Origin of the sequence: Streptomyces changanensis (genome assembly GCF_024600715.1) — a bacterium.
Taxonomy (GTDB): domain Bacteria; phylum Actinomycetota; class Actinomycetes; order Streptomycetales; family Streptomycetaceae; genus Streptomyces; species Streptomyces changanensis.
The window spans coordinates 3,894,045-3,919,682 of the sequence record NZ_CP102332.1; the positions used below are offsets into that span (position 1 = coordinate 3,894,045).

Below are 25,638 nucleotides of genomic sequence, written 5' to 3' on the forward strand. Positions count from 1 at the left end.
CGAGGTCGGTCGGGAAAAAGCCGCAGACGCCCCGAAAAGGCGCGCCATCCAGGGCTGTTGGTTCACGTTGATGGCGGGATCGGCGCTCTCGCCGCTTCTCCGACGGCCGGGGATCACGTACCCCCAAATGACCCGTAGGGCACCTTTGCCACGAATTCCCGCGCTTTCGCAGGTGATTGATGTCACAGCTGCCCCGGGCTTGTGGATTTCGTGTTCGCCGCCCCTGCACAATCGCCGGGCTATTTGTCGAATTCCCTGCGCGCCTCCCGTGTTTCCCGGCCCGCAGCGGAAGTGGGGGGTTCCATGTCCTCGTCCGATGCCGGACGCACTTTCGGTCTGCCCGGAAACCCGGCCGCGTCGACGCGCTCGACGCGGCGCTCCGGCCAACCCCGCCGCCGTACCGGCCGGCCGACCCGGGCCCGCGGGCTCGGCGTCCTGCTGTCGGCGATCCTGTCGGTGACCCTGCCGCCGGCCGAGGCGTGGGCCATTGCCCCTCCGGCCCCGCGCACCGGGCCGGTCCTGGAGGAGCTTCAGCAGGAGGAGGTGATCGACCCGGACCAGGCCCGGATGGAGGAGCTCTCCAGCTGGGCCGGCGGACCGGTCGAACCCCCGGCCGACTACGAACCCACCGAGGTCACGCCCCCGGCCGGCGGCACCACCCCGGTGCCGCTCGACGGCGCGGGCGAGCAGCTGGTGCAGGCGGGCACCCTGCCCGTACGCATCGGCCAGGCGTCACCGACCGAGGAGACACCGGCACCCCCGGCCCCCGCGGGCACCTGGGACGTCACGGTCGAACCCCGGACCACCACCGAGGACACGGCGGTGGACGGCGCCCTCATCAAGCTGACCCCGCCCGAGGCGGGCTCCACACCGGTCGACGTCGAGCTCGACTACGGCCGGTTCGAGGACCTCTTCGGCAACGAGTGGTCGACGCGCCTCCAGCTCGTCCAGCTCCCCGAGTGCTTCCTCACCGACCCGCAGCTGGACGAGTGCGCCACCCCCGTCGCCATGCCCAGCAGCAACGATCCCGCCACCGGAACCGTCCGGGCCACCGTCGACCCCGCCGCCGGCCAGGCGCAGGGACTGTCCACCCAGGCGGGCGGCGGCCCCGTCGTCCTCGCCGCGACCGACTCGGCGTCGGGCGCGGGCGGCACGTACAAGGCGACCAGCCTCTCCACCACCGGTAGCTGGACCGCCGGCGGCAGCGGCGGCGGCTTCTCCTGGTCGTACCCCGTCACGGTGCCGGCGCCGCCGGCCGGGCCGGCCCCGAGCATCACCCTCAGCTACTCCTCGCAGTCCGTCGACGGCCGCACCTCCGTCGCCAACGGCCAGGCGTCCTGGATCGGCGACGGCTGGGACTACCACCCCGGTTTCATCGAGCGCCGCTACCGCTCCTGCAACGACGACCGCTCCGGCACCCCGAACAACGGCAACAGCACGGACAAGAAGAAGTCCGACCTGTGCTGGGCGGCCGACAACGTCGTCATGTCGCTGGGCGGCTCCTCCACCGAACTCGTCCACGAGGCGGGGACCTCCACCTGGACCGCGTCGAACGACACGGGCGCCACGATCGAGTACCGGGACAAGAACGGCTCCGGGAAGAGCGCGCAGACCGCCGGCCACGACGGCGAGCACTGGGTCGTGACGACCCGCGACGGCACCCGGTACTGGTTCGGCCGCAACACCCTGCCGGGCCGCACCGCGCCCACGAACTCCGCCCTCACCGTGCCCGTCTTCGGCAACCACGGCGGCGAGCCCTGCCACGCAGCCACGTACGCGGCCTCCTCCTGCACCCAGGTGTGGCGCTGGAACCTCGACTACGTCGAGGACGTCCACGGCAACGCCATGGTCGTCGACTGGAAGAAGGAGCAGAACCGGTACGCGAAGAACGAGAAGTCCACGGCGGCCGTCTCCTACGACCGTGACGGCTACCCGACGCAGATCCTGTACGGCCTGCGCGCCGGGGCCCTGACCGCCCCGCCCGCCGGGAAGGTCGTCTTCAACGCCGCCCCGCGCTGCATCGGCAGCGCCACGACCTGTTCCGAGACCAAGTTCGAGTCGAAGAACCACCAGGACAAGCAGCCGTGGTGGGACACGCCGTCCACCCTGCACTGCAAGGCCACGGCCGACAACTGCTACGTCAGCGCCCCCACCTTCTGGAGCCGGGTCCGCCTGTCGTCGATCGAGACGCACGGCCAGCGCACCCCCGGTTCGACCGCCCTCTCCCTGGTGGACCGCTGGACCCTGCACCAGTCCTTCCCCCGGCAGCGCACGGACACGCATCCGCCCCTGTGGCTCGAGTCACTCTCCCGCGTCGGCTTCGGCAAGCCTGACGCCTTGGGCCGGCAGACCGACAAGGACCTGCCGCCGGTGTCGTTCGTCCCGAACGTGGCCGACATGCCGAACCGCGTTCTCAGGAGCACATCGGACCAGACCCCGGACTTCGACCGGCTGCGCATCGAGACCATCCGCACGGAGACGGGAGGGGAGATCCACGTCGACTACTCCGACCCCTGCCCGATGGGCGATCGCGCAGTCTCCGCCTCGAACAAGAGCCGCTGCTTCCCCGTCCACTGGTCTCCCGACCCGGAGGCGTTCTCGGACGAGAACCTGCAGAAGAGCGGCTACACCAAGCCGGTCGAGTGGTTCAACAAGTACGTCGTGGAGAAGGTCACCGAGAAGGACGCGGTGGCCCGCCAGCCCGACGTCGTGACGAGCTACGCGTACGACGAGCAGACCGGCGCCGCCTGGGCCAAGAACACCGACGAGTTCACCAAGCCCGCGCTGCGCACCTACGACCAGTGGCGCGGCTACGCGAGCGTCACCGTCAGGAAGGGCGCCACCGCCCACACGGGCAGCGCGGAAGCCACCGAGCAGTCCCAGGTCACGACGCGCTACTTCCGCGGCATGTCCCGCGACGCCGGCGGAGCCCAGGTCCTCGTCAAGGACTCGACCGGCACGCTGGAGTTGGGTGAGGACGTCCTTGCCCACCAGGGCCGCGCCGCGGAGACCCTCACCTACACCAAGGCGGGCGGCAGTCTCGCCGTGCGTGAGGTGTCCTGGCCGTACGCGAAACTGACCGCGTCCCGGGCGCGCCCCGGCCTGCCCGCCCTGGAGGCGTACCGCACCGGCACGCTGCGCACGGACTCGATCCAGTACCTCGACGGGGGCAGCACCCGCACCGTCCGCACGCTGACCGCCCATGACGACACCTACGGGCTGCCCACGACGGTCCACTCGCTCACCACCTCGCCGAACACCACGGGCGGCGAGACCGTGACCGACGAGAAGTGCACGGTCACCACGTACGTGCACAACACGGCACTGCATCTCATCGGCCTGCCCGACCGGGTCCGCACCACGGCCGGGGGATGTGCCGACGCCGCCACCGCCCCGACCGGCCGGATCGTCTCCGACAGCCGCACCTCCTACGACGCGCTGAACGCCTTCGGCGCGGCCCCCACCAAGGGCCTGCCGTACCAGGTGGACACCGTCTCGGGCAGCGGCACCGGCTGGATCACCTCCGCGCGCACCTCCTACGACGCGCTGGGCCGGGCCACGAAGGTCACTGACGCGGCGGGCGACTCCACCACCACGACGTACACCCCGGCGACGGGGCCGGCGTTCGAGGTCACCCAGACCAACGCCGCCGGCCATGCCACGACGACCGTCGTGGACCCGGCCCGCGGCTCCGCCCTCTCGGTGACGGACCCCAACAACCGCAAGACGACGACCACGTACGACGCACTGGGCCGGATCACCGGCATCTGGTCCCCGTCCCGCCCCGTGAACCAGGACGCGTCCGCACGCTTCGCGTACCGGATCGAGGACAGCAAGGTCCCGGCGGTCCACACCCGCGTCCTGCGCGACAACGGCACCTACGAGGACTCGTACGCCCTCTTCGACGGCCTGCTCCGCCCGCGCCAGACGCAGAGCGAGGCACTCGGCGGCGGCCGCATCGTGACGGAGACGTCCTACAACGCGAGCGGCGCCCCGCAGGAGACGCGCGACGCGTACCTGGCGGAGGGCGAACCCGAACCGGAAATCTTCGTTCCGCTCTCGCTCACCCAGGTGCCGAGCGCCACCAGGACCGCCTACGACGGACTCGGCCGCCCGACCCGCACGACGACCCTCCACGAGGGCGCGCCCCAGCACTCCAGCACCACGGCGTACGGCGGCGACTGGACGCTGACCCGGACGGCCATGTCGGCCGACGGCGCGACCCCGCTCTCCGGCAGCCGGGCCGTGAAGACGACGACGGACGCCCTCGGACGCACCACGCTGACCCGGCACTTCACCAGCCAGAACGTGTCGGCGGAGAGCATCGACACCACGTACGCCTACGACGCCCGAGGTCACCTCGTCGGGGTGACGGACGCGCAGGGCAACACGTGGAGCTACACCTACGACGCCCGCGGGCGCAAGACCTCCGCGACCGACCCGGACGCCGGCGCGGCGTACTTCGGCCACAACGCCCTCGACCAGCAGGTCTGGACCCGCGACAACCAGGGCCGCCACCAGTACTCGGCGTACGACGTGCTCGGCCGGCAGACGGAACTGCGCGACGACTCGGCGACGGGCCCGCTGGTCGCCGAGTGGACCTTCGACACCCTGCCCGGCGCCAAGGGGCAGCCGGTGGCGTCCACCCGGTACCACTCCGGTGCCGCGTTCACCAGCGAGGTCACCGGCTACGACACCGAGTACCGGCCCACGGGATCGAAGACGACGATCCCCAGCACCCCCCAGACCACGGGCCTGGCCGGCACGTACGCCTACGCCACCACCTACACGCCGACCGGCAAGGTTCAGACGGTCGACCTGCCCGCCGCACCGGGCGGCCTCGCCGCGGAGAGGGTCGTCACCCGCTACGACGGCGAGGGTTCACCGACCACCGTGTCGGGCCTCTCCTGGTACACCGCGGACACCTTCCTCAGCCCGTACGGCCAGGTGCTCCGGACGGCGTCGGGCGAGGCACCGCGCCGGGTGTGGACGACGAACGTCTACGACGAGAACACCCGCCGCCTGCACCGGACAACGACGAACCGGGAGACCGCCCCCACCCCCGTCTCGACGACGAGCTACGGCTACGACCCGGTCGGCACCGTCACCTCGATCACCGCCCAGCAGCCGGCCGGGACCGAGGAGCAGTGCTTCGCCTACGACCCGATGGGCCGCCTGGTCCACGCGTGGACCGACGGCAACGCGTCCGCCGTCTGCCCGAGGACGTCGACGGCACCGGGCGCCGGCCCCGCCCGAGCCAATGTCTCGGCGGGCGTCGACGGCGGCGGCTACTGGCACTCGTACGGGTTCGACACGATCGGCAACCGCACGAGCATGACCGTCCACGACCGCACCGACGCGGCCCTGGACGACACGTACACCTACACGTACGGCACGACGTTGCCCGACGCCCGTCGGATCCAGCCGCACACCCTGACCCAGGTGGACGCGGTCGTGAAGGAGCCGGGTTCGACGTTCCAGCCCCGGTCCACCTACGCCTACGACGCGTCCGGCAACACCACGGCACGCGTCCTGGGCGGCGACCGGCAGAACCTCAGCTGGGACCGCCGCAACAAGCTCACCTCGGTCGACACGAACGACGACGGCACGGCGGACGTGTCGTACCTGTACGACGCGTCGGGCAACCGCCTGGTGGAGGACGACGGCACCACGCGCACCCTGTTCCTCGGCGAGGCGGAGGTCGTGGTCAACACGGCCGGCCAGCCCCTGGACGCCCGCCGCTACTACGGCAGCCCCGGCGCCCCGACGACCGTCCGCACGACGGGCGGCAAGGCCACGGGCCACAAGCTGACGGTCATGCTGGCGGACCACCACAGCACGGCGACCACGTCGGTCGACCTCTCCGCCGCCCAGGCTGTCACCCACCGCCGCTTCGACCCGTACGGCAACCCGCGCGGCACCGAACCGACCACCTGGCCCGATCGCCGGACGTACCTGGGCGTCGGCATCGACGACCCGACCACGGGCCTGACCCACATCGGCGCCCGCGAGTACGACGCGTCGACGGGCCGCTTCATCTCGGTCGACCCGCTCATGGACATCACGGACCCGCTCCAGATGAACGGGTACACGTACGCGAACGCGGACCCCGTCAACTTGTCCGACCCCACGGGCCTCAAGGTGGCATGCGGCGGTCCGTACGAGGGCTGCCCGAATCGGCCGGACGGCTCGCGTGGCAATGGCCGCCCGAATGAGGCCGTCGACTACTCGAAGCCCCCTGCTCCCCATCCGTGCAACAGCGGCTGTGAACCGCCGACGGTCAAGGTGAAGGGGAACAAGACCGAGGAGAGAGGAGCATTCGACACCGTTTACTACGGAGTCGGAGAAGTCTTCTACGGCACGATTAGCAACGTCCCGTATACCGCCGAGTACTTCGGGTGGCTCGGTGACGGAGACTGCTGGAACGGTGGGCCCGGCAGCGAAGGATGCGACTACGGCCGGCAGTACGACGAATACATGGCGAGTCACGGCTATGACGTCACCAGCGACGCTTATCAGATGCCCGGACTCCTCGTCTCCCTTTTCGGGAAGCGGTCGAAGAGTCCTGGTGGCTCCAAGCCCAAGAAGCCGGACTGCAAGTGCTTCCTCGCCGGCACCGATGTCCTGATGGCGGACGGTACGGCGAAAAAGATCGAACAGGTCCAACTCGGTGACAAGGTCCTCGCGACCGACCCTGTGACCGGCGAAACCGGCAGCCGCGAAATAACGCAGCTGATCACTACCGAGGACGACAAGCAGTTCAACGAGCTGACGGTAGTCACGGCCGAAGGCTCCGAAAATCTCACGGCGACACACGAGCACCCCTTCTGGTCACCCTCCGAAGAGGACTGGGTGGAGGCGGGCGCACTCCGTGCCGGTATGACTCTCCGGACCGAGCAGGGGCAGACGGTCATCGTCGCAGCCAATCGCCCCTTCACACAGCGCGCCCGCACCTACAACCTCACCGTGGCAGACCTGCACACGTACTATGTACTCGCTGGGCAGACGCCGGTACTCGTTCACAACAGCAACAGCAACTGCAACTCGCTCACGCGTGCACAGTCTGACGATGTTGCGAATTTCCTGGGGTACACGAGGACCAAAATGAAGTCTGCAGGCGGGGCCCCAATTTGGGAGAACAAGAAGGCTGGAGGCGGTCAACCTCGGTATATCACCTACGATCGGACCGGGCATAACAAGCAGGCGGTATTCAAGGGTGCCAGCTTCCGTAATCCTTTCCAGTCGACGAAGGATTCGGCTCGGGACGGAACGTATGGGCTGGATGTATCCCCGACAGGAGAGGTGTTGGGTCTTAAGTGGCTAGCCAAATGACAGCCGAGCTTGTCGTCAGCCCGAGCGACCAGCATGTGCGAGCCTCCCTGGCAGAGGCGCCGGCCTGGAGTGCCTACGCGGCGGATTTGCGGAGGTTGCTCAACGTGGTGATCGAGGAATGCGGAGCTGACCGTCTTGAGGTCAGTGAGTTGCTGGTCAGCGAACCGCTCCCTGACCGGTACTGGAGGCTCCGGAACGGGATGCAGGCCAACCCGGCGGAGGCGATAGATCTCGCTGAGCGGATGGCGGCTGGGTTCGGACCGTACTGCCGACTGATCACACCGGGGCGGCTTCGCGTCGAGTCGGGATGGGATGGGGCGATCCATCTCTCAATGGATCCAGCGGTAGCCAATTCGCTTACCGGGCTCGCTGGCGACAACCTGTCTCTTGAGTGGCGTTCCTCGGAACCGGATCCTGAGGAGGAGCCAAGACTTGTCGATGACGTTGTGGATGACGAGTTTTGGGGCTTGGTTCGAGCGGCGGCCGATGGGCTAGTGCTCTTGTGTGAGCGCTGGGCGCACGGCGCTTACGGCTGCCGATGGTTCCGGGTGACTGCGGGAAATGTAGCGGAGGTGGCACAGGCTGTACGGCCTCGCTCGCTCCTCTGCGTTGTCGCAAACCCGGACCTGCGCCTCGACGCGGGGCTATTGGACGAAGATTTCACTGCGTTCGAAGCCCCGCTCACGCCTGGCCAGCTCATTTACCGCGCCCACCCAGGGGGGGCCGATAGTCTCGCCGAAGTAACGGGCAGGGGATCGTCGTTCATGCTGGCGGATGTGGTCTTGGCTGGGTGGTGCGCCGTGGTGCCGGATTCAGACGGCGTAGTCAGAGCGGTATGGGAGAGCCCTGGTGAGGGGTGAGGGGCGAGGCGGGGCGGCGGCTATCTCAAGGAATAACCGATTCGCGATCGAAGTGATCGGTGATCCCGCCTCGGAGGGTGGCGTCTCGTTGCCTTCCGAGGCCGCCGGTAGGGTCACGGTCGGGGATTTCTCAGAATCATTCCCGATGGACCTGAGCTTCTGGACGCTGGCTTACTACTCTCGAAGTTGGGAGAGAGCCCTGAGGGAGCTTGAGGCGAGCGAGAATTCGACCTCGTGCCTCATCTCTTCGATCACGGACCCGGAGACCGCTAACTTCATCTTCTGCTGGCCCATTTACCGGGAAGGGGAAGCTGTCCACGTGCAAAACTCGATCATCTTCCTGGATGGCCTCGAAGAAGAGTTTAATCCGCAAGAGCCTTGGCGATATGTGGAGGCTCGAAGTTTGGTTGACGAGGACGGGAACCAAATTTCTGAGTGGTCGACGACCATCTCTGAGGTGCGGCGGTTCCGCGAGTCCATCGGGGGCCAGTAGCTCACGTACACACGCAAATCTGAAGCCCCGTCAGGCAATGCTGGGCGGGGCTTCAGCGTGCCGTGACGGCAGTAGTTGACGGCAACGTCAGCGGACGGGGGCTGCGCAGAGCGGCGGTTCGTTACCGTCGTCGGGCCGGTTTCCGGTGTCAGCGGGAGCGCGGAGGGCGAGTCCGAGGAGGTTGATGGCGTCGCGCTGGAGGCGGAGCCGGACGTGGGCGTAGACGGTGGCGGTGACGCCGATGTGGGCGTGGCCCAACAGCTCCTTGATCACGACGAGTTCCACTCCCTGTTCCAGGAGGAGGGTGGCGGTCGAGTGGCGGAGGTCGTGGAACCGGATGCGGCGGAGTCTGGCCTGGCGGAGCAGGGTGTTGAAGTGCCGGGTGAGGGTGGACCCTTCGATCGGGGCGCCGTCGGGGCGGGTGAAGACGTAGCCGCTGTCCTGCCAGGCCGTCCCCACCGCCTCACGTTCCTGGAGTTGCCGGTCGCGGTGCTGTTCGAGGGAGCGCTGGCACGGCGTCGGCAGGACGATGCGCCGCTCCGAGCTCTTGGTCTTCGTCGGGAGGGCGGTCAGGCCGCCGGAGTTGGTGCGCTGGAGAGTGCGTCTGATACTGGCGGTTCCGCCGGCCAGGTCGAGGTCTTCCCAGCGCAGGCCGAGGAGTTCGCCCTTGCGGAGCCCGGTATGCAGGGCAAGCTCGAACAGCGGCTGCAACCGGTGACCGCTCGTCGCGGCCAAGAACGTGCGCGCTTCGTCGGCAGTGAGGGGTTCGAAGCGGCGGGGTCGGGGTGTGCCGGTGCGGACGTTGCGGGCGACGTTGCGCGGGATCTCCTCCTCGCGCACCGCGTGCTCCAGGGCGGACTTGAGCACGGAGTGCACGTAGGCCAGGGTCAGGGGTGAGAGCCGCTTGGAGCAGCACGTTCCGGCGGCGCAGCAGAGGGGTTGGTGGCGGGCGGTGTCGAGGCCGCGGGTGCAACACTGGCAGGTGGCGCGGAGTTGGTTGAGCCAGGTGCGGACGTCTTTGGCGGTGAGCTTGGCGAGCTTCTTCCGTCCGAGGCCGGGGATGAGGTAGAGCCGGGTGACGGCGGTGTAGCGGGTGTGGGTGTTCTCGCGGAGCTGGTGGACAGCGACAGCGTCGAGCCAGTACGTCAGGTACGCGGCCACGCTGCCCTGCGCGGACGGAATGGGGAGGCCGCGGTTGCTGGCGGCGATCTTCTCGGTGAGCTTGGACAGGGCCTCCTTGCGGGTGGTGCCGTAGACGCGGATGCGCTTGCGGGTGTTGCCGGGGGCGAGGACGTATCCGGCGGCTTCCCAGCGGCGGTCCTTGCGCTGGTAGACGGTTCCGTCGCCGTTGGCGCGGGCACGGCGGGAGGCGGGGGTGTCGCGGGGCATGGTCATCAGGCGGCGGCTTCCTGGTCGAGGCGGGTGTGGATGAAGTCGGTGAGGGCGTGGGTGGGGATGCGGCGGGCGCGGCCGAGGGTGATCGAGGCGAGTTGGCCGGAGCGGAGGAGGTCGTAGACGGCGGAGCGGCCGAGCTGGAGGCGGACCATCACCTGGGGCACCGTGAGCAGGTCCAGTACCGGTGCCGCCTCCGCAGGGGAAACAGCGAGCGGAGGCGAGGCCATCAACAGCCTCCTTCGGCCGCGAACTGTCGTTCCAGTTCCCTGCGGTGCCAGACGTGTGCGGCGAGGAGTGCGGCGCCGGGGCTGTAGCCCGAGCCGAGGTAGTCCCAGTGGCTGACGACGAGCGTGGTGGTCGGGTCGGACTCGGGCAGGCCGGCGTGGGTGCGGGCCTGTTCGGTGCGCCAGGTGCGGCGGGCGTCGCGCAGCGCGCCGAGGGTGGTGGAGTAGCGGCGGGATTTGGTGGAGAAGTGGCCCCGGAAGCCGAGCATGTGCGCCCACTTCCAGAGCTTGAGGCCGGTGAATTCCGGCAGCCTGCCCAACTCCCAGCAGGTGCGGATCATCTGCCGCACATGCCGGGCGACGGCGAGCCGGGGCAGGGGACGGGCCTGCCCGGTGCCGTCACAAGCGGTGCACGGGAGCGGGGTTCCATGAGGCAGGAGGGTGGCGCCGCGTCCCTGGCAGGGGCGGCAGAACAGGGCGTGATCGAGGGTGCCGGAGGCGTCGGCGGACTTGGTGGCGTACTTGGCCACGTAGGCGGCCACGGCCTGGTCGGTGAGTTCGGCGTCAGTGCCGAAGGCGGCGATCTCGCGCACGTCGAGCTGTGTTCCCCAGGTGAGTTCGCGCTCCCCGATCGCGTCCGACGTGAGGGCCACTCGGACACGGCGGGCTGCGGCCCGGATGGCGTCCGTGAGCACGGTGACGGTGGCAGACGGGGGCGGGGGCGTGGTGTTGCCGTCGGGGCCGTCGAGCCGGATGACGGCGTGGAAGTGGACCAGGCCGCGCTTTTGGTACTCGGCGACTTTGGCGAAGGAGATCCGCAGCACGGCGCGGGCGGCCTTCTGGGTGAGGCCGAGCCGGGCGGCGATCTCGCGGCGCAGGTAGATGGTGAAGCGGGCCCACAGAGCGGAGGCGTGGGCGTTGAACAGGACCGCACCCGCGTAGTCGTACGTCGCCGGGTTCAGCGGCGTGCCCAGTAGGGCGTCCGTGGGTCCGTGGAGCTGGTGACAGCGGCAGGGCCTGATGTCGCCGCCGGGGGTGGTGGGGCGGTTGTGGACGGGGCCGAAGGAGGGTGCGGTGAGGGTGGCGAAGACGCGGGGGTGGGTGCGGACGGTGTCGGGCACGGTCTTGCCGCCGGAGAGGCCGGCGCGGATGAGGTGGTAGGTGTCGGCGGCGTAGAGGCGGGAGCAGGCCGGGCAACGGGAGGAGCGGCGGTTGCCGCACGTGGTGAGCAGGCTGCCCGTCGGCTCGTCGGAGGAGGTATAGGCACGAAGGGCTTCGCCGGTCGTGGTGTCGACGGTGGTGGTCTGTCCGGTCAGGCGGATGGGTTCGGCGCAGCCGCCGAGGCGTTCGATCTGCTGCTGTGCGCGGTCGAAGTCGGGGTGGTTGACGAGGTGGAGCAGGTCCCGTACGGCGGGGCTTGCCACGTGGCGCAGGTCCAGGGTGACCATTCGGGGCGTGTCCCTTCGGTTCGGGTGGGTGGCCCCGAGCAGCAACCAGCCGGATCTGTCGGCTTGTTGGTGCTGCTCGGGGCATGGCGAACCAGGCCCAGGGGCGGGCGTGGGTTCAGCGAGGGGGATGTGGCCGGTGGGGGCCGGTGCTCAGAGCTGAGCGAGTGCGGTGGTGGCCACCGGCAGGGCGATGCCCATGCGTGTGCCCAGGTGAGCGGCGGTGATCGGTGTTCCGTGCTCGGCGCGGTGGGTGTCCGCGATGCGCCGGGCCGCGTCCAGCAGGGCGGCCGGAAGGGCAGGGCCGGAAGCGGGTCGGCCCGTCGTGGTGACGGCGACCGGCGGAGCGGCGGCCGGAGCGGGCTCCAGCTCCTCGATCAGGGAGGCGGCGATCTGCGGGGCGGGCGTCGGGGGTGCCGATTCGGGTGATGGTGCGACGTCGGGCACCGGCTCGGTGGCAAGGGTGGCGGCGGTGGCCTCCAGGTGCAGGTTGGGGCGGGTGTGGGTGTGGAACTGGGCGAGGAAGGCGGGGCCGACGTGGCCCCAGCCGAGGAGCAGGAGCGGGGCGACGGTGTCCAGGCAGGCCCGTCCGTAGCGTCCGGCCAACAGCGGTTCGGCGGTGTTCAGCGCGAGGGTGAGCAGGCCGCACAGGTGCAGCAGCCGGGTGCCGGCCTTCAGCTCCGCCTTGGGGACGCCGCGCAGAGCGAGGAAGCGCAGGGCGACCAGGAGCCCGACGACGGACAGGTCGACCATGGGGGCGATCAGTGGCGCGATCGGGTGGGGGACGCCGAGCCGCAGGGCGAGGGCCCAGACGTTGCCGAAGGAGAAGACGAAGGCCAGGGCCGCGATAACCGCCATGACCACGGTCACGGTGCGCCGGGTGAACCGTTCCTCCGCCATGCCCTCAACCTCCTTTCCGGTGTGGGCTTTCGGGGCTACTTGGCGAGCGACGGCCGGGGTGCCGTGGTCCGGCCGGTCGAGGCGAGGAGGGCGTCCAGGCACAGGTCCGGATCGGCGGTCAGGTGCGAGGTGGCTTCGGCGACGCGGGCGGCGTCGGCGTCGGAGACGTAGGGGGTGCGGATGCGGGTGTAGCCGGGGCGGCCCTGCATCGCCATGACCGCGACGCCGACGTAGGCGGGGTCCTGCAAGGTGACCGGGCTGGCATCGGGCCAGTTGCGGATGTCGTCACCGAGTGCGGCCACCGCTGCTTCCACGGTCTTCTGCGCGAAGGACAGCCCGATGGGGCACACGTCGCGGATGAAGGTGGGGATGGCGTCGCCGGTGGTCTTCTGGCTGATCAGGATCACCAGGATGCCTACGCTGCGGCCCTTCTTGACCAGGTCCTCCACCAGCCGGGCGTTCTCCGCCGTCAGCGCGGCCAGCCGTTTCGTGGCCGGGTCGCTTCCCTTGTACTCACGGAAGTACGTGTGCGCCTCATCAATGATCAGGACCGTGAGCGGCCACTGCGGCGAGGGCCCGACGTGCCACATGTTCTTCACGCCCAGCACGTCCCGGATGGTCGCCGAGCGCCGCTTGCGCAGCTCCACCAGGCGCTTGAACAGCGCGTTCGCTTCATCGAGATCGTCTCCGCAGAACGCGAACATCCGCTTGACCAGGTCGGCGTAGTCGCCCTCCGAGGCCCGCGACACCTTCCCGTCCGCCGTCACGAACTGCACGGACGCAGACGGCGCGAAGTCACAGACGAACTTGTTGACCCCCGAGGTCTTGCCCGCACCCGGGACGCCGGCCACCGTCACCCCGGGCACGTTGGCCAGGGACACGCACACCTTCGCGGCGTACTCGTCGATGCCCAGCTCCCAGCGCGTCAGGTCCACGGGCGGGAGGCCAGTGGGCCGGTGCGTGGTCGGCGTGGTCAGCGGGTCGGAGCGCACGCCCCGGATCACCACCCTGCCGGGGCCGTCCGGCAGCACGGACACCCGCGTGCACCGCCAGGCATCCGCCAGGAACCGCGCCGACTTCTGGTACTCCTCCACCCCGACCTGCGGCAGCGTCCGGGCCCGCACGATCACACCGAACCGGTCCGGCTTCACCTTGATCTTCGGCGTCAGGACTCGGGGCGCGGGGACGGGGCCGTCCTTCTGCGCGGTGATCTGCCCCAGCAGGCCCGGGGTCTTGTCGGTGACCGTCAGCCCGGCCATCCGCGCGAGCCGTACCCAGCCCCACCGCACCCGCACGGCCTGCCACATGCTCACCCGCGTGCCCCGGTCGGCCCGTACGTAGCACACCACCCTCACCAGCAGCCACACACCGACCAGCACGGCCACGGCCAGCAGCACGTCCGGCGCGTACTCCAGCACTGAATTTTCGAAGCGGATCACTGTGCCGCCTCCACCGTCACCAGCTCCAGGCGGGCGGCCCGGTAGGCGACGCCGTCGGAGAGCTGACCGTTGAAGATCCGCGCCCACGGGGTCGCGAACAGCTCGACGGGCCGCACCATCGCGCCCGGCTTGAGCCCGGCGGCCAGGCCGGTTTCCGGGACGGTGATCTTCAGGACCTCGGCCCGGCCGTCCTCCATGAGCATCACGGTCACCGTGTACAGCGACGCCCCGGTCTCCCGGTCGGTGGCGACCTCCCCGGTCTGCTGGTCCTTGATCTTCAGCGTCGGGTCGGTGCCCGCGATGCACACCGCCGACGGCAGCAGAGCAACACGAATTCGAGTCATGGCCATGCCATCACACCCCTTGTTCGATGGAGTCGCTTGATCGACTCGCCATGACCATAGCGCTACGGCGATACAGACGCAACGCTCGATTAGGTGGGGCGGTCGATCAGGTCGGCCACGCGGGCATGCGTCGTAGGCGCTACGGCCGCTACGGTTGGCTCATGACACTGCCTTTGGACGAGGACCCGCGGCCCCCCTATCTCCAGGCTGCCGAAGTGCTGCGGGCCGCCATCCTCGGCGGCGAACTCCAGCCCGGCGAGCGCCTGCCGTCGGCACGTGACCTGCAAGAGCGGTTCGGCGTCGCCAGTTCCACGGTTCAGAACGCCCTGCGCGTCCTGCGGCAGGAGGGGCTGGTCTACTCCGTGCTCGGCCGGGGCAGTTACGTCAGCCTGCCTCTCGACGAGAAGGACATCGAGGGGCGAGAGGCCGATGAGGAGGCAGAAGAGGATGGCCCCTTCCCGCCCGGGTGGCGCTCGGCCCGAGCCGAGGACAACCGTCCTCCTTTCGTCCGAACAGCGGACACCCTGCGCGAAGAGATCGAAGAAGGGGTCTTCCCTCCGGGCAGTCAACTTCCCTCGGCGCGTGAGCTGCAAGAGCGGTTCGGCATCGCCAACTCCACCGCGCAGAACGCCCTCCGCCTCCTGAAGAGCGAGGGGCTGATCTACGCAGTCAAGGGACGTGGCGTCTTCGTCCGCACCGCCCCCACGCCGGGCAAGCACTACAGCTCCAAGGTCGTTCAGCACCTCCAGCGCGAGGAGCTCGAACGCCAGGCCCGGAGTACGGCCGGCGAGTTCTCACACCTTTCCGACGCCGAGCTCAAGGCGCTCGCCAGCCAACTCCACGACGAGCTCAACCGAACCCGCGACGCCTACAAGGCGGCGGTCGAGAAGGGGCGGAAAATCACCAGAGAACTGGCCCGCCGAGGCCAACTCGCGCCACCGCTCCACGACGACCCCGCAGCAGCCCGCAAGGAACTCGAAGACAAGCTCTCCCAGGCGAAGAAGCGCCGCTGACAAGCGGTCCACATCCCATCAGGCGGCCCTGTCCAGCCGTCGCAGTGGGTGAGCTGTTCAGAGTTTCTTTACTTGATCAAGGGCGTCCCGCTGACGCGGGCCGCCGCGCGCCGGCGGTCGGTGCCCGCCGCCCGCTCCTGTCTGCCGCCCCGCTGGCGACGGCCGCCGACCGCTCGGCGCGCAGAGCCCGGGAGCGTAGGCCGGACTACCAATCGGAAGCCCCGGTCCGACCGCTCAGCAGCAGACTGGCCGGGCAGCTGAGAGGCCGCCCGGCGGGCTCGCGCCGTCCCGGACGCCCATGCTTGCTGCCTGGCTGGGGGCCGTGACGATGGAGATAACTGGGCTGATGCCGGTGCGGGGTTGAGCGAGACACACGTGGCGGGTGGTCGGTCGGCGCGCCCGCCGTCGTGGCTGACTTTCTGTGGCAGAGGCCAGAACCCCCACAGCCAAGAGCACGGCACGCACGGAGGGCCCGTCCCTGCCGGGGCTGATGAGGAGGGGGAGCCTCAATCGGATTCGCCCGGCAGGGACGGGAGACGGGTGGGTCAGCGCGGTGCGGCGCCTGGGCGAGCGAGGCGGGTCACGTCTGGTGCCAGGTCCGCCAGGGGCGGGTGATGATCTCCCGATAGGTGTGGTGGGACGGGTTCTGGCCGCAGTGCCGCAGGACCCAGTCCTGCGGTTCGGCGAAGTCCTCGCTTGTCGGCGAGGTCTCTCCGTCCACGGCGCACTGCATCGCGTAAAGGACCGGCTCCGCGTCCGGCTCTCGGTCGGGCTGGAGCGTCCAGGTCTCGTAGCGCAGGACCGAGCGAGGGGTCACCGTCCCCACCTCCGGTTGGCCACGGCCACCTTCGCGCTCAGCTCCTCCGTCGGAGTCGGCATACGTACGTCCTCGGGCGGCACGTCCCACTCCCGGCCGCCGCGCGGCGGCCGAAGCTGCACGTACGGTCCCACATGCCCCATCACCACGCCCACCTTGCCGTTTCGTCGGTCGACCACCAGGGCGCCGGCGTCGGGCGAGGCGGTGTGCCCGTCGGCATCAGGGGTGGGGACCGTCATCGTGACCACCCCGGCGAGGCGGCGCGCGACCGGGCGTCCAGTCGCAGGGCGGGAACACATGGGGTGGCGCTCATTCGCACGTTGACGCTCCTCGGCGGCGTTGATGCGGGCCCCTGGGCCTGTCGGTGCCGCAGGGTCGGCACCGATCCTCACGCCGGTCACCGGGACGAAGAAACCTCCACCAAACCCCACTCCGGGACGTCCCGCACCGTGTAGAACGTCCCTGGTGCCGTCCTGAGACGAAGGGGGAGACTCGTGCCGAACGAGAGACTACGAGCCGTCATGGCGGCGGGAGGCTGGACGTACGCCGCACTCGCTCAGCAGGTTGAGGTCGACCCCAAGTCGGTCGAGCGCTGGGTGAACCTCGGGCGTATCCCACGTCGTGCCACCGCCCTCCAGGCGGCCAAGGCCCTGGGAGAAGACGTGCACGCACTCTGGCCGGCGCTCCGCCAGGCCCGCCCCGCCCGCGCCATCAGCCCTGAACTGGTGGCGCTCTACGAGCAGCGGGCCGACCTCCCCGTTTCGACGTTCACCGACCTGATGGCCCAGGCCCGGGAACGGATCGACATCCTCGTCTACGCGGCAGTCTTCCTCCACGAGGCGTACCCGCGGCTGAACGAACTCCTCACCGAACGCGCCGCCGAAGGCTGCACCGTCCGTATCGCGATCGGGGACCCTGACAGCGACAACGTCCAAGCCCGCGGCCAGGAGGAGCGGTTCGGCCACGGCATCGAATCCCGCTGCCGCCTCGCACTCATGCACTACAGGCCGCTCGCCGGCACCCCCGGCATCGAAGTTCGCTCCCACGGCACCACGCTCTACAACTCCCTCTACCGAGCCGACGACCAGCAACTCGTCAACGCCCATGTCTGGGGCGTCAACGCGTACGCCGCCCCCGTATGGCATCTTCGCCGACACGAGACAGGCGGCATGTTCGACACCTACGCCGAGAGCTTCGACGCGGTGTGGACGACGGCAACCCCCGTACGAGAGGAAGGCTGACCGTGGCCCGCACCGAGTACTACGACGACCCGAACGCGCCCAAGCCGAACAGCATGGTCGTCGCCGCGTCCGCCGTCGTCACCGACGACCACGGGCGCATCCTCCTCCAGCGCCGCCGCGACAACGACCTATGGGCCCTGCCCGGAGGCGGTATGGACCTCACCGATTCCCTGCCAGGCACGGCCGTCCGTGAAGTCAAGGAAGAGACCGGCCTCGACGTAGAGATCACCGGCCTGGTCGGCACCTACACCGACCCGAAACACATCATCGCCTACACCGACGGCGAGGTCCGCCGCCAGTTCAACGTCTGCTTCACCGCCCGCATCACCGGCGGCCAACTGGCAATCTCCGACGAGTCCACCGAACTCCGGTTTGTACCGCCGGAAGAGATCGAGGAGTTGTCGATGCACCACACCCAACGACTCAGGCTCCAGCACTTCCTGGAACAGCGCGAGAAGCCGCACCTGGGCTGAACTGGCTGACGGCAGTAGCGACGGCAACACCCACGGATTTCCCCGCACAACCACGGACACCAGTGGAACCCGAAACCGGCGCTGATCTGCGAATACGCAGATGGAGAGGGGCCGCTTAGCACACGTACTATGTGCTGGCGGGCGCCACTCCGGTCCTGGTCCATAATTCGAACTGCCCCACGTTCTGGTCGCGGACCGACTACAACGGTCAGCGTATGTATCAGCGGGATGATCTAGTGAATCCGGACCACTTCTCGCCTGCGGACAAGTACGGTCGAAGCAATCTCAAGAGAATGCAGCAGGGGCTGGCCCCGATGGGCCCGGACGGCAAGCCGCTGAACCTTCACCACATGCTCCAGACGCAGGACGGGCCGATCGCCGAGGTGACGCATTCCATGCACTTCGGAAACTACAATCAGCTGCACTGGAAGGCGGGCACCAAGATCCCCAGTGGAATCAATCGCGACGCCTTCAATGCCTGGAAATCCCAGTACTGGAAAGACAGAGCGGCAGGATTTGGTAGATGATGAGCGCTGTCGAGGCGAGTGAGCGACTGATCGAGCTGGTTCGCGGGAACGATGACATCGCGAACCACGCCGACGGCTGTGACGCAGGGACGATGGCAGCCGCTGAGAGTGCTCTGGGTGCGGCTTTCCCTCCCTCGTACCGCCGTCTGATCGAAGAGTTCGGGACCTGGGATATCGCTGGTGAGGAATTCCTCGGCGTATATCAGACACTCGCAATGGGAGTGAAGCTGTTGGGTTCCGTAGCGGAAACTCTGGATGCTCGCAGCAAATATGGAATGCCATCCGATCTGATCGTTGTGATGTTCGATGGAATGGGTGGCCTGGTCGTCCTCGATCCCTCTCACGTGGATCAGGAAGGCGAGTACCCCGTTCTCGTTTGGAATCCCGGAGTTGTGGACCGCGAGAACATGGAGAGGCTCGGGGATGATTTCGGGTCCTTCGCGTACTCCCTGTGTCAGCGGGCCGTAACGCGCTGGCGGGAGTCTGGCTGAATGTGAAAGTCAGGTGAAAAGCGAGAAGCCTCGCCAGAGCTTTCTGGCGAGGCTTCTGCGGTTCTTGACGGCAACGCTGACGGCAACGTCAGCGGACGACGGCTGTGGCGGGCGGGTCGTCGGGTTCGTCGTCGGTCGGGCCGAGGGCGTTGCCGAGGGTGTCGATGGCTTGGCGTTGGAGGCGGAGCCTTACGTGTGCGTAGACGCTGGCTGTGACGCCGATGTGGGCGTGGCCCAGTAGCTCCTTGATCACGACGAGATCAACGCCCTGCTCCAGGAGCAGGGTGGCGGTGGAGTGCCGGAGGTCGTGGAAGCGGACGCGTCGGAGTCCGGCCCCGTCGAGGAAGCTGCGGAAGCGGCGGGTGAGGTTGGCAGGGTCGAGGGGGCTGCCGGTCGGGGTGGTGAAGACGAGGCCGCTGTCGCTCCACCCCGACCCGGCCTGTCCCCGCTCCCTGTCCTGCCGCTCCTTGTGCTCCTTGAGGGAGTGGAGGCATTCGGTGGGGAGGGCGATGCGGCGTTCGGAGGCACGGGTCTTGGTGTGCAGGGTGGTCAGGCCGCCGGTGCCGGTGCGCTGGAGGGAGCGGTGGATGCTGGCCGTGCCCACCGTCGAGGTCGAGGTCTTCCCAGCGCAGGCCGAGGAGTTCGCCTTTGCGGAGGCCGGTGCGTAGGGCGAGTTCGTACAGCGCGTGAAGCCGGTCGGCGCGGGCCGCGTCCAGGAACTGGCGGGCTTCGGTCGCGGTTAGGGGCTGGAAGCGCCTGGGCCGGTCCGTAGTGGTCTTGACGTTCCGGGCGACGTTGCGGGGCAGCGAGTCTTCCCGGACGGCGTGTTCCAATGCCGACTTGAGCACCGAGTGCACGCAGATCACAGTCGAGGGGGACAGCCGCTCTGGCAACATTCGCCGATGGCGCAGCCCGCCTGCCGTCCGGTGTCCAGGCCCAGGGTGCAGCACTGGCAGGTGGTGCGGAGCCGGTCGAGGAAGGTGCGTACGTCCTTGGCGGTCAGCCTCGCCATCTTCTTTGGCGCCAAGGCCGGGGATGAGGTGGAGGCGGACGCAAGCGGCGTAGCGGGTGTGGGTGTTCTCGCGGAGCTGGTGGACGGCGACGCCGTTCAGCCAGTAGGTGAGGTAGTCACCGACGGTGCTGTCGGCGGTGACGACGGGCAGTCTGCGGTTGCTGTCGGCGATCTTCTCGGCGAGTTTGTCGGCGGCTTCTCTCCGCGTGCTGCCGTAGACGCGGACGTGTTTGTGGGTGCTGTCGGCGGTGAGGACGTAGCCGGCGGCTTCCCAGCGGCCGTCCTTGCGCTGGTAGATGGTGCCTTCGCCGTTGGCGCGGGCCTTCTTGCGCGGGGGCGGTCACCGGGCGGCCTCTTCCAGGTGCCGCTGGACGTAGTCAGAGAGGGCGTGGGCGGGGATGCGTCGGGCGCGACTGATGGTCAGCGAGGCCAGGCGGCGGGTGCGCAGAAGGTCGTAGATCTTGAGGCGGGCCATCGCTAGGAAGTTCCACCGCAAGCACCAGGGAGCGGGTCACGGTGATGCGCCGGTAACGCCGGACTCCTGTCAGGGGCGGGAGGGGGCGTGACGGCACGGCAGGGTGCGGTTACCGGGCGGTGTCGACGGGAGTCGAGCTGGTGCCGTGGGGTGAGGGCCGCTTACTGATGGTCGCGGGTGCTGCGCCAGTCGGTCAGTACGGCTTCCACGTCGAAAGGTCTCAGGTTCAGCGGGGGGCCCGGGGGTGGGCGGCGGACGGTGGCGGTGATCTTCTCGTTGATCTCCGTCACGATGCGGCGCACCTGGGCCTCCGAGACCGCGCGGCCCACCGCCTCCAGGGCGTCCTCGGCCTCCTTGCGGAGGGCGAGCGTCGGGGGGAGGGCGGCGAGCCCCTCGCGGTGCATCTTGCCCTTGACCCACCACAGCTCGTCGTAGGGCGCGGTGTCGTCGGGGAGCGGCTTGCCGAGACCGGAGAGGTGCGCGAAGTCCCCGCGCTCCGTCGCCTCGCGGATCTGCCGGTCGACCCATGACTCGAAGCCGATCCCGGGGGGTTTCCGTTCGGTCATGGTGCCCAGCGTACGCAGGGAGGCCGCGGCCGGGCAGCCCCCGCGGGGGAGGAGGGCTGGGTCGACGGAGCCGCCGGGGGAAGCGGTCCGGGTCGATGGGGCGGCCGGGGGAGGCGGGCCGGGTCGGCGGGGCCGGTGGTGGAGCCGGCGCCGGACCGCGGGCGGGGCCGGTCGTGGTCGTGCGCGCGGTGGCGGGACCGGTCGGGGCGCGCGGGGCACCGCCTGGGCGGGGCGCGCGGTGGTGAAGGCCGGTCGGGGCGCGCGGGGCCGCCCGGGCGGGTAAAGGCAGGGGTCCCCTTCCCGCACCAGGCTGGTGCGGGAAGGGGGACCCTTGGGTACTGCTAAGTCGAGCGCGATCGCCGACCCTGGCTTATCAGGCCGGGGTGACGTTCTCCGCCTGCGGGCCCTTCGGGCCCTGCGTGACGTCGAAGTTCACGAGCTGGTTCTCCTCGAGGGAGCGGAAGCCAGACGCGTTGATCGCGGAGTAGTGGACGAAGACATCCGGGCCGCCGCCGTCCTGGGCGATGAAGCCAAAGCCCTTTTCAGCGTTGAACCACTTGACGGTTCCGGTAGCCATAAGCCCTCCTTGGGCCAAAGGGTTGCCCTGCTCCAGAACCTGCAAACAAGTCTGAAAACTACAAAAGCCTGCGGGTTACATGCTCCGCAGGCTCTGTACTGCAAGGGAAACCAAACTGCAACTTGCGTTGAGCGTAGCACGCAGAGTGCGGAGATGGGTAGAGGCGGAGATCACTCCATCGAGAGGTCATGCGGATGTTTGAACCGGCGGAAACCGGATCATGGGCGCGGGCCCCGTCCACCCGGTGAGACGTCGCAGACAGGAGGGGGTCTAGCCTCACGAGTGTGGACGAATCACAGCGGACCCGGCCCCGCGTCGGGCACATCCAGTTCCTGAACTGCCTGCCCCTCTACTGGGGGCTCGCGCGTACCGGCACGCTGCTCGACCTGGAGCTGACCAAGGACACCCCGGAGCGGCTCAGCGAGCAGATCGTGGCCGGCGAGCTCGACCTGGGGCCCGTCACTCTGGTGGAGTACCTGCGCCACGCGGACCGGCTCGTCGCCTTCCCCGACCTCGCCGTCGGCTGCGACGGGCCCGTCATGTCCTGCGTGATCGTCTCCCAGCTGCCCCTGGAGCAGCTGGACGGCGCGCGGGTCGCGCTGGGCTCGACCTCCCGGACCTCCGTCCGCCTCGCGCAGCTGCTGCTCGCCGAGCGGTACGGCGTCACCCCGGACTACTACACCTGCCCGCCCGACCTGGGCGTGATGATGCAGGAGGCCGACGCGGCCGTCCTCATCGGCGACGCCGCCCTGCGCGCCTCCCTGCACGACGCGCCGCGGCTCGGCCTCCAGGTCCACGACCTGGGGCGGATGTGGAAGGAGTGGACGGGACTGCCGTTCGTCTTCGCCGTGTGGGCCGTGCGGCGCGACTACGCGGAGCGCGAGCCGGCCGTCGTGCGCAAGGTCCACGAGGCGTTCCTCGCCTCCCGCGACCTGTCGCTGGAGGAGGTCGCGAAGGTCGCCGAGCAGGCCGCGCGCTGGGAGTCCTTCGACGCGGACCTGCTGGAGCGCTACTTCACGACCCTCGACTTCCGCTTCGGTCCGGCGCAGATGGCCGGGGTGCGCGAGTTCGCCCGCCGGACGGGGGCGACCACCGGGTACCCGGCCGACGTACGGATCGACCTGCTCCAGCCCTGAGGAGCCCCACCCCGTGGCCCGCGTGAGGGGGCCCGCCCGTGGCCCGCGCCCGGGTCGGACGCGGGCCACAGGGTGCGGGCCACGGGGCGCGCGGGGTGCGGGCCGCCGGGGTGGTCAGGCGCTCGGTATCGGGGCCTGCATGTGTCGGCTGATCCACTGGATCGAGCCGTCCTCCATCCCCTTCACGTACGTCTTCGCGTTGTGCCCGCCGTCCTGGATGACCTGGAGGCGGGTCTTCACCGGGCCCTTGCCGTAGTCGCGGATGAAGGAGCGCAGGTTCTGCAGGCCGGACTCGCGGGTGCCGATCTGGAAGGCCAGGTACACGTCCCGGTCGGGTGCGGAGGGCTGCGCGGAGAGGGCCTTGGCGAGCTTCTCCGGGTCGTTGGCGGCCTTCTCGGCCTCGTGCCCGGCCCACAGCGGCGAGTCCGGCACGGTGTCCGGCCCGGACGCGATGACCGCCTTGAACTTGTCCGGGTGCTTCAGCACCGACTTCAGTCCCACGAACGCGCCGGACGACGATCCCATGAACGCCCAGCCGTCGCGTGAGTCGAACGTACGGAAATTCGCCCTGACGAAATCGGGAACGTCCTCCGTCATCCAGGTGCCCATCTTCTCCCGGCCCGGGATGTCGCTGCCGTCGTAGTAGTACTCGTCGTCCGGGTTCAGCACCGGCATCACGACGACGAACGGCAGGCTCTTGCCCTCCTTCGACCACCTGCTGATGCTGCTCTGCAACTTCAGGTCGGTGCCCATCCAGTAATTCTTCGGGTAGCCGTTGCCGCCGGGCAGGGCGATCAGCACGGGGAAGCCGCTGTTCGCGTACTTCGGCTCGAAATACTGCGGCGGCGCCCACACCCACACCTTGCCCGTGAAGCCGGACTTCCCGCCCTCCAGCGTCGTCACGCCGATCCTCGTGCCGTCGTCGACGGTGTTCTCGGTGGTGAACTCGGCCTTCGGGCCCGTCGGCATCAGCGTCCTCGGGGCGCTGCCCGCCCGATCGGCCCCGCCACCCCCGCCCTTGCCGGTGGCCCCGCCCGACGCGGACGGGTCGGCCGGGGCGGCCGGGGCGGACGCGCCGGCCGGCGTGTCGAAGGAGACGGGTTCACCCGCGCAGCCCGCGGTCAGGACGAGCGAGCCGAGGGCGGCGACGGCCGCGAGCGCCGTGAGGGGACGTTTCATGGGAGCACTCCGGTGGAGGTGTCGGGTCGTGGTCGGGTCCCGGACGGGGCGGGGGTCGTCGCGGACCACGGCCAGGTAGATGGCGCCAGGGGCGGACGGGTTGGCCGTCCGGCGCGGCCAATCGCGGTGATCCCGCGCATCCCCGTCCGCCACGCTGGTGTCGGGAGGGGGCGTACGCGTACGCCTGGCGGGTCGGGGCCCGTGGGTCGCGGGTCCGGCGGGTCGGGGGTCGCGGGTCCGGCGGGCGCGGGTCCGGTGGGTCGGGGGCCCGTGGGTCGCGGGTCCGGTGGGTCCGGCGGGCGCGGGTCCGGCCGGCATCCGCACCCCGGTCGCCGACACCGCGCGGCCGGCCCTCGGCGGCGGACGCCCGCGGTACGCCCCGGCGAAGGACGGACCCGTCGCCCCGCGTCGCCCCGGGACCGCGGGAACCGACCGCGACCCCCCTGGCGTAGGCTGGTCCGGCCCGTCCACAACCTGCCGAAAGGTACGCAACCGGTGACCGAGAAGGCCGACCTCCAGTCCGTTCTCGACCGTGCCGCCGCAGGTGGGCGGATCACCCCGGAAGAGGCGCTCGACCTCTACCGCTCCGCGCCGCTGCACGCCCTCGGCGCGGCCGCCGACGCCGCGCGCCGCCGCCGGTACGCCGGCACGGAGCACATCGCGACGTACATCATCGAGCGCAACATCAACTACACCAACGTCTGCGTCACGGCGTGCCGGTTCTGCGCCTTCTACGCCGCGCCCAAGGACACCGCCAAGGGCTGGACGCGCGACCTCGAGGACATCCTGCGCCGCTGCGCCGAGACCGTCGAGCTGGGCGGCACGCAGATCATGTTCCAGGGCGGCCACCACCCGGACTTCGGCGTCGAGTACTACGAGGAGCACTTCGCCGCCATCAAGAAGGAGTTCCCGCAGCTCGTCATCCACTCCCTCGGCGCGTCCGAGGTCGAGCACATGGCGCGCATCTCGGACGTCTCCGTCGAGGAGGCCATCCGCCGCATCCACGCGGCCGGCCTCGACTCCTTCGCCGGCGCGGGCGCCGAGCTGCTGCCCGAGCGGCCGCGCAAGGCGATCGCCCCGCTCAAGGAGTCCGGCGAGCGCTGGCTGGAGATCATGGAGATCGCCCACGGGCTCGGCGTCGAGTCGACCTCCACGATGCTGATGGGCACCGGCGAGACCAACGCCGAGCGGATCGAGCACCTGCGGATGATCCGGGACGTGCAGGACCGCACGGGCGGCTTCCGCGCGTTCATCCCGTACACCTACCAGCCCGAGAACAACCACCTGAAGGGCCGGACGCAGGCGACGATCTTCGAGTACCTGCGGATGATCGCCGTCGCGCGGCTGTTCATGGACAACGTCGCCCACATCCAGGGCTCCTGGCTGACCGTCGGCAAGGAGGTCGGTCAGCTGTCGCTGCACTACGGCGCCGACGACCTCGGCTCGATCATGCTGGAGGAGAACGTCGTCTCCTCCGCCGGCGCCAGGCACCGCTCCAACCGGATGGAGATCATCGATCTCATCCGCAAGGCGGGCCGCGTCCCGGCGCAGCGGACGACGACGTACGAGCACGTCGTCGTCCACGACGACCCGGCGGACGACCCGGTCGACGACCGCGTCGTGTCGCACATCTCGTCCACGGCGATCGAGGGCGGCACCGCGCACCCCGAGCTGAAGCTGCTGAGCGCCAACTGAGCCC

General features: G+C 69.4%; 21 protein-coding genes and 1 pseudogene. 10 read left to right on the forward strand and 12 right to left on the reverse strand.

Features of this window, described 5'->3' with window-relative positions; genetic code table 11:
* Window positions 1-303: 303 nt before the first annotated feature.
* Genes NRO40_RS17385 through NRO40_RS17395 form a run of 3 tightly spaced genes read left to right on the forward strand, consistent with a single transcriptional unit; the run spans window position 304 to window position 8,685 of the window.
* On the forward strand, window positions 304-7,332 hold the full coding sequence (locus NRO40_RS17385) for a polymorphic toxin-type HINT domain-containing protein (protein WP_058944476.1): 7,029 nt from the start codon (window positions 304-306) through the stop codon (window positions 7,330-7,332).
* Complete coding sequence (locus NRO40_RS17390) at window positions 7,329-8,192, forward strand: hypothetical protein (RefSeq protein WP_058944477.1); 864 nt, start codon at window positions 7,329-7,331, stop codon at window positions 8,190-8,192. Before NRO40_RS17385 ends, NRO40_RS17390 begins: the two co-directional genes overlap by 4 nt.
* A complete protein-coding gene (locus NRO40_RS17395; RefSeq protein WP_232791233.1) occupies window positions 8,182-8,685 on the forward strand; it encodes a hypothetical protein in 504 nt (167 codons plus the stop codon). Before NRO40_RS17390 ends, NRO40_RS17395 begins: the two co-directional genes overlap by 11 nt.
* 87 nt (window positions 8,686-8,772) lie before the next feature.
* Here NRO40_RS17395 and NRO40_RS17400 read toward each other — a convergent pair whose 3' ends face one another.
* The 6 genes from NRO40_RS17400 to NRO40_RS17425 form a co-directional block, all read right to left on the reverse strand.
* Complete coding sequence (locus NRO40_RS17400) at window positions 8,773-10,080, reverse strand: tyrosine-type recombinase/integrase (protein ID WP_058944478.1); 1,308 nt, start codon at window positions 10,078-10,080, stop codon at window positions 8,773-8,775.
* Window positions 10,080-10,307, reverse strand: a complete 228-nt coding sequence (locus NRO40_RS17405; RefSeq protein ID WP_058944479.1) for a helix-turn-helix domain-containing protein — start codon at window positions 10,305-10,307, stop codon at window positions 10,080-10,082. The genes NRO40_RS17400 and NRO40_RS17405 overlap by 1 nt, the downstream gene beginning before the upstream one ends.
* The gene (locus NRO40_RS17410) at window positions 10,307-11,752 is read right to left on the reverse strand and encodes a replication initiator (RefSeq protein ID WP_058944480.1); all 1,446 of its coding nucleotides are present in this window, start codon (window positions 11,750-11,752) and stop codon (window positions 10,307-10,309) included. The genes NRO40_RS17405 and NRO40_RS17410 overlap by 1 nt, the downstream gene beginning before the upstream one ends.
* Before the next feature lie 150 nt (window positions 11,753-11,902).
* On the reverse strand, window positions 11,903-12,649 hold the full coding sequence (locus NRO40_RS17415) for a DUF2637 domain-containing protein (RefSeq protein WP_058944481.1): 747 nt from the start codon (window positions 12,647-12,649) through the stop codon (window positions 11,903-11,905).
* A 35-nt stretch (window positions 12,650-12,684) separates the two neighbouring features.
* On the reverse strand, window positions 12,685-14,088 hold the full coding sequence (locus NRO40_RS17420; RefSeq protein ID WP_306674875.1) for an FtsK/SpoIIIE domain-containing protein: 1,404 nt from the start codon (window positions 14,086-14,088) through the stop codon (window positions 12,685-12,687).
* Window positions 14,085-14,438 carry an SCO3933 family regulatory protein gene (locus tag NRO40_RS17425; RefSeq protein ID WP_058945461.1) on the reverse strand — a complete coding sequence of 118 codons (354 nt, stop codon included), beginning with the start codon at window positions 14,436-14,438 and terminating at the stop codon, window positions 14,085-14,087. Before NRO40_RS17425 ends, NRO40_RS17420 begins: the two co-directional genes overlap by 4 nt.
* A gap of 155 nt (window positions 14,439-14,593) precedes the next feature.
* Here NRO40_RS17425 and NRO40_RS17430 point away from each other — a divergent pair, with 155 nt between their 5' ends.
* Entirely contained in the window at window positions 14,594-15,445 is an 852-nt protein-coding gene (locus NRO40_RS17430; protein WP_079047561.1) for a GntR family transcriptional regulator, read from the forward strand.
* A gap of 580 nt (window positions 15,446-16,025) precedes the next feature.
* Here the strand turns inward: NRO40_RS17430 and NRO40_RS17435 are convergent.
* Window positions 16,026-16,271: a DUF7848 domain-containing protein gene (locus NRO40_RS17435; RefSeq protein ID WP_058945460.1), complete on the reverse strand. Its 246-nt coding sequence runs from the start codon at window positions 16,269-16,271 to the stop codon at window positions 16,026-16,028.
* Window positions 16,259-16,501, reverse strand: coding sequence for a hypothetical protein (locus tag NRO40_RS17440; protein WP_058945463.1), 243 nt, complete (start codon window positions 16,499-16,501; stop codon window positions 16,259-16,261). Before NRO40_RS17440 ends, NRO40_RS17435 begins: the two co-directional genes overlap by 13 nt.
* A 282-nt stretch (window positions 16,502-16,783) precedes the next feature.
* Between NRO40_RS17440 and NRO40_RS17445 the strand changes: the two genes are divergently transcribed.
* From NRO40_RS17445 to NRO40_RS17460, 4 genes are all read left to right on the forward strand, one after another.
* On the forward strand, window positions 16,784-17,503 hold the full coding sequence (locus NRO40_RS17445) for a helix-turn-helix domain-containing protein (protein ID WP_058945459.1): 720 nt from the start codon (window positions 16,784-16,786) through the stop codon (window positions 17,501-17,503).
* A 2-nt stretch (window positions 17,504-17,505) separates the two neighbouring features.
* On the forward strand, window positions 17,506-17,976 hold the full coding sequence (locus NRO40_RS17450; RefSeq protein WP_058945458.1) for an NUDIX domain-containing protein: 471 nt from the start codon (window positions 17,506-17,508) through the stop codon (window positions 17,974-17,976).
* Window positions 17,977-18,191: 215 nt separating this feature from the next.
* On the forward strand, window positions 18,192-18,503 hold the full coding sequence (locus NRO40_RS17455; protein WP_157901976.1) for an HNH/ENDO VII family nuclease: 312 nt from the start codon (window positions 18,192-18,194) through the stop codon (window positions 18,501-18,503).
* Window positions 18,503-18,994 carry an SMI1/KNR4 family protein gene (locus tag NRO40_RS17460; protein ID WP_157901975.1) on the forward strand — a complete coding sequence of 164 codons (492 nt, stop codon included), beginning with the start codon at window positions 18,503-18,505 and terminating at the stop codon, window positions 18,992-18,994. The genes NRO40_RS17455 and NRO40_RS17460 overlap by 1 nt, the downstream gene beginning before the upstream one ends.
* A gap of 88 nt (window positions 18,995-19,082) precedes the next feature.
* On the opposite strand, the pseudogene NRO40_RS17465 reads toward NRO40_RS17460, so the two are convergent.
* The 3 genes and pseudogenes from NRO40_RS17465 to NRO40_RS17480 form a co-directional block, all read right to left on the reverse strand.
* Window positions 19,083-20,304: pseudogene (locus NRO40_RS17465) on the reverse strand (tyrosine-type recombinase/integrase).
* A 338-nt stretch (window positions 20,305-20,642) separates the two neighbouring features.
* A complete protein-coding gene (locus NRO40_RS17475) occupies window positions 20,643-21,047 on the reverse strand; it encodes a DnaJ family domain-containing protein (RefSeq protein WP_058945529.1) in 405 nt (134 codons plus the stop codon).
* A 373-nt stretch (window positions 21,048-21,420) separates the two neighbouring features.
* The gene (locus NRO40_RS17480) at window positions 21,421-21,624 is read right to left on the reverse strand and encodes a cold-shock protein (protein WP_008738468.1); all 204 of its coding nucleotides are present in this window, start codon (window positions 21,622-21,624) and stop codon (window positions 21,421-21,423) included.
* A gap of 284 nt (window positions 21,625-21,908) precedes the next feature.
* On the opposite strand from NRO40_RS17480, the gene NRO40_RS17485 reads away from it, so the two are divergent.
* Window positions 21,909-22,760, forward strand: a complete 852-nt coding sequence (locus NRO40_RS17485) for a menaquinone biosynthetic enzyme MqnA/MqnD family protein (protein ID WP_058945292.1) — start codon at window positions 21,909-21,911, stop codon at window positions 22,758-22,760.
* 114 nt (window positions 22,761-22,874) lie between these two features.
* Here the strand turns inward: NRO40_RS17485 and NRO40_RS17490 are convergent, their stop codons facing one another.
* Window positions 22,875-23,939 (reverse strand): alpha/beta hydrolase, encoded by a 1,065-nt coding sequence (locus NRO40_RS17490; RefSeq protein WP_058945291.1) that lies wholly within the window; start codon window positions 23,937-23,939, stop codon window positions 22,875-22,877.
* Window positions 23,940-24,434: 495 nt separating this feature from the next.
* On the opposite strand from NRO40_RS17490, the gene mqnC reads away from it, so the two are divergent.
* Window positions 24,435-25,634: a cyclic dehypoxanthinyl futalosine synthase gene (mqnC, locus tag NRO40_RS17495; protein ID WP_058945290.1), complete on the forward strand. Its 1,200-nt coding sequence runs from the start codon at window positions 24,435-24,437 to the stop codon at window positions 25,632-25,634.
* The last annotated feature ends 4 nt before the right edge of the window (window positions 25,635-25,638 follow it).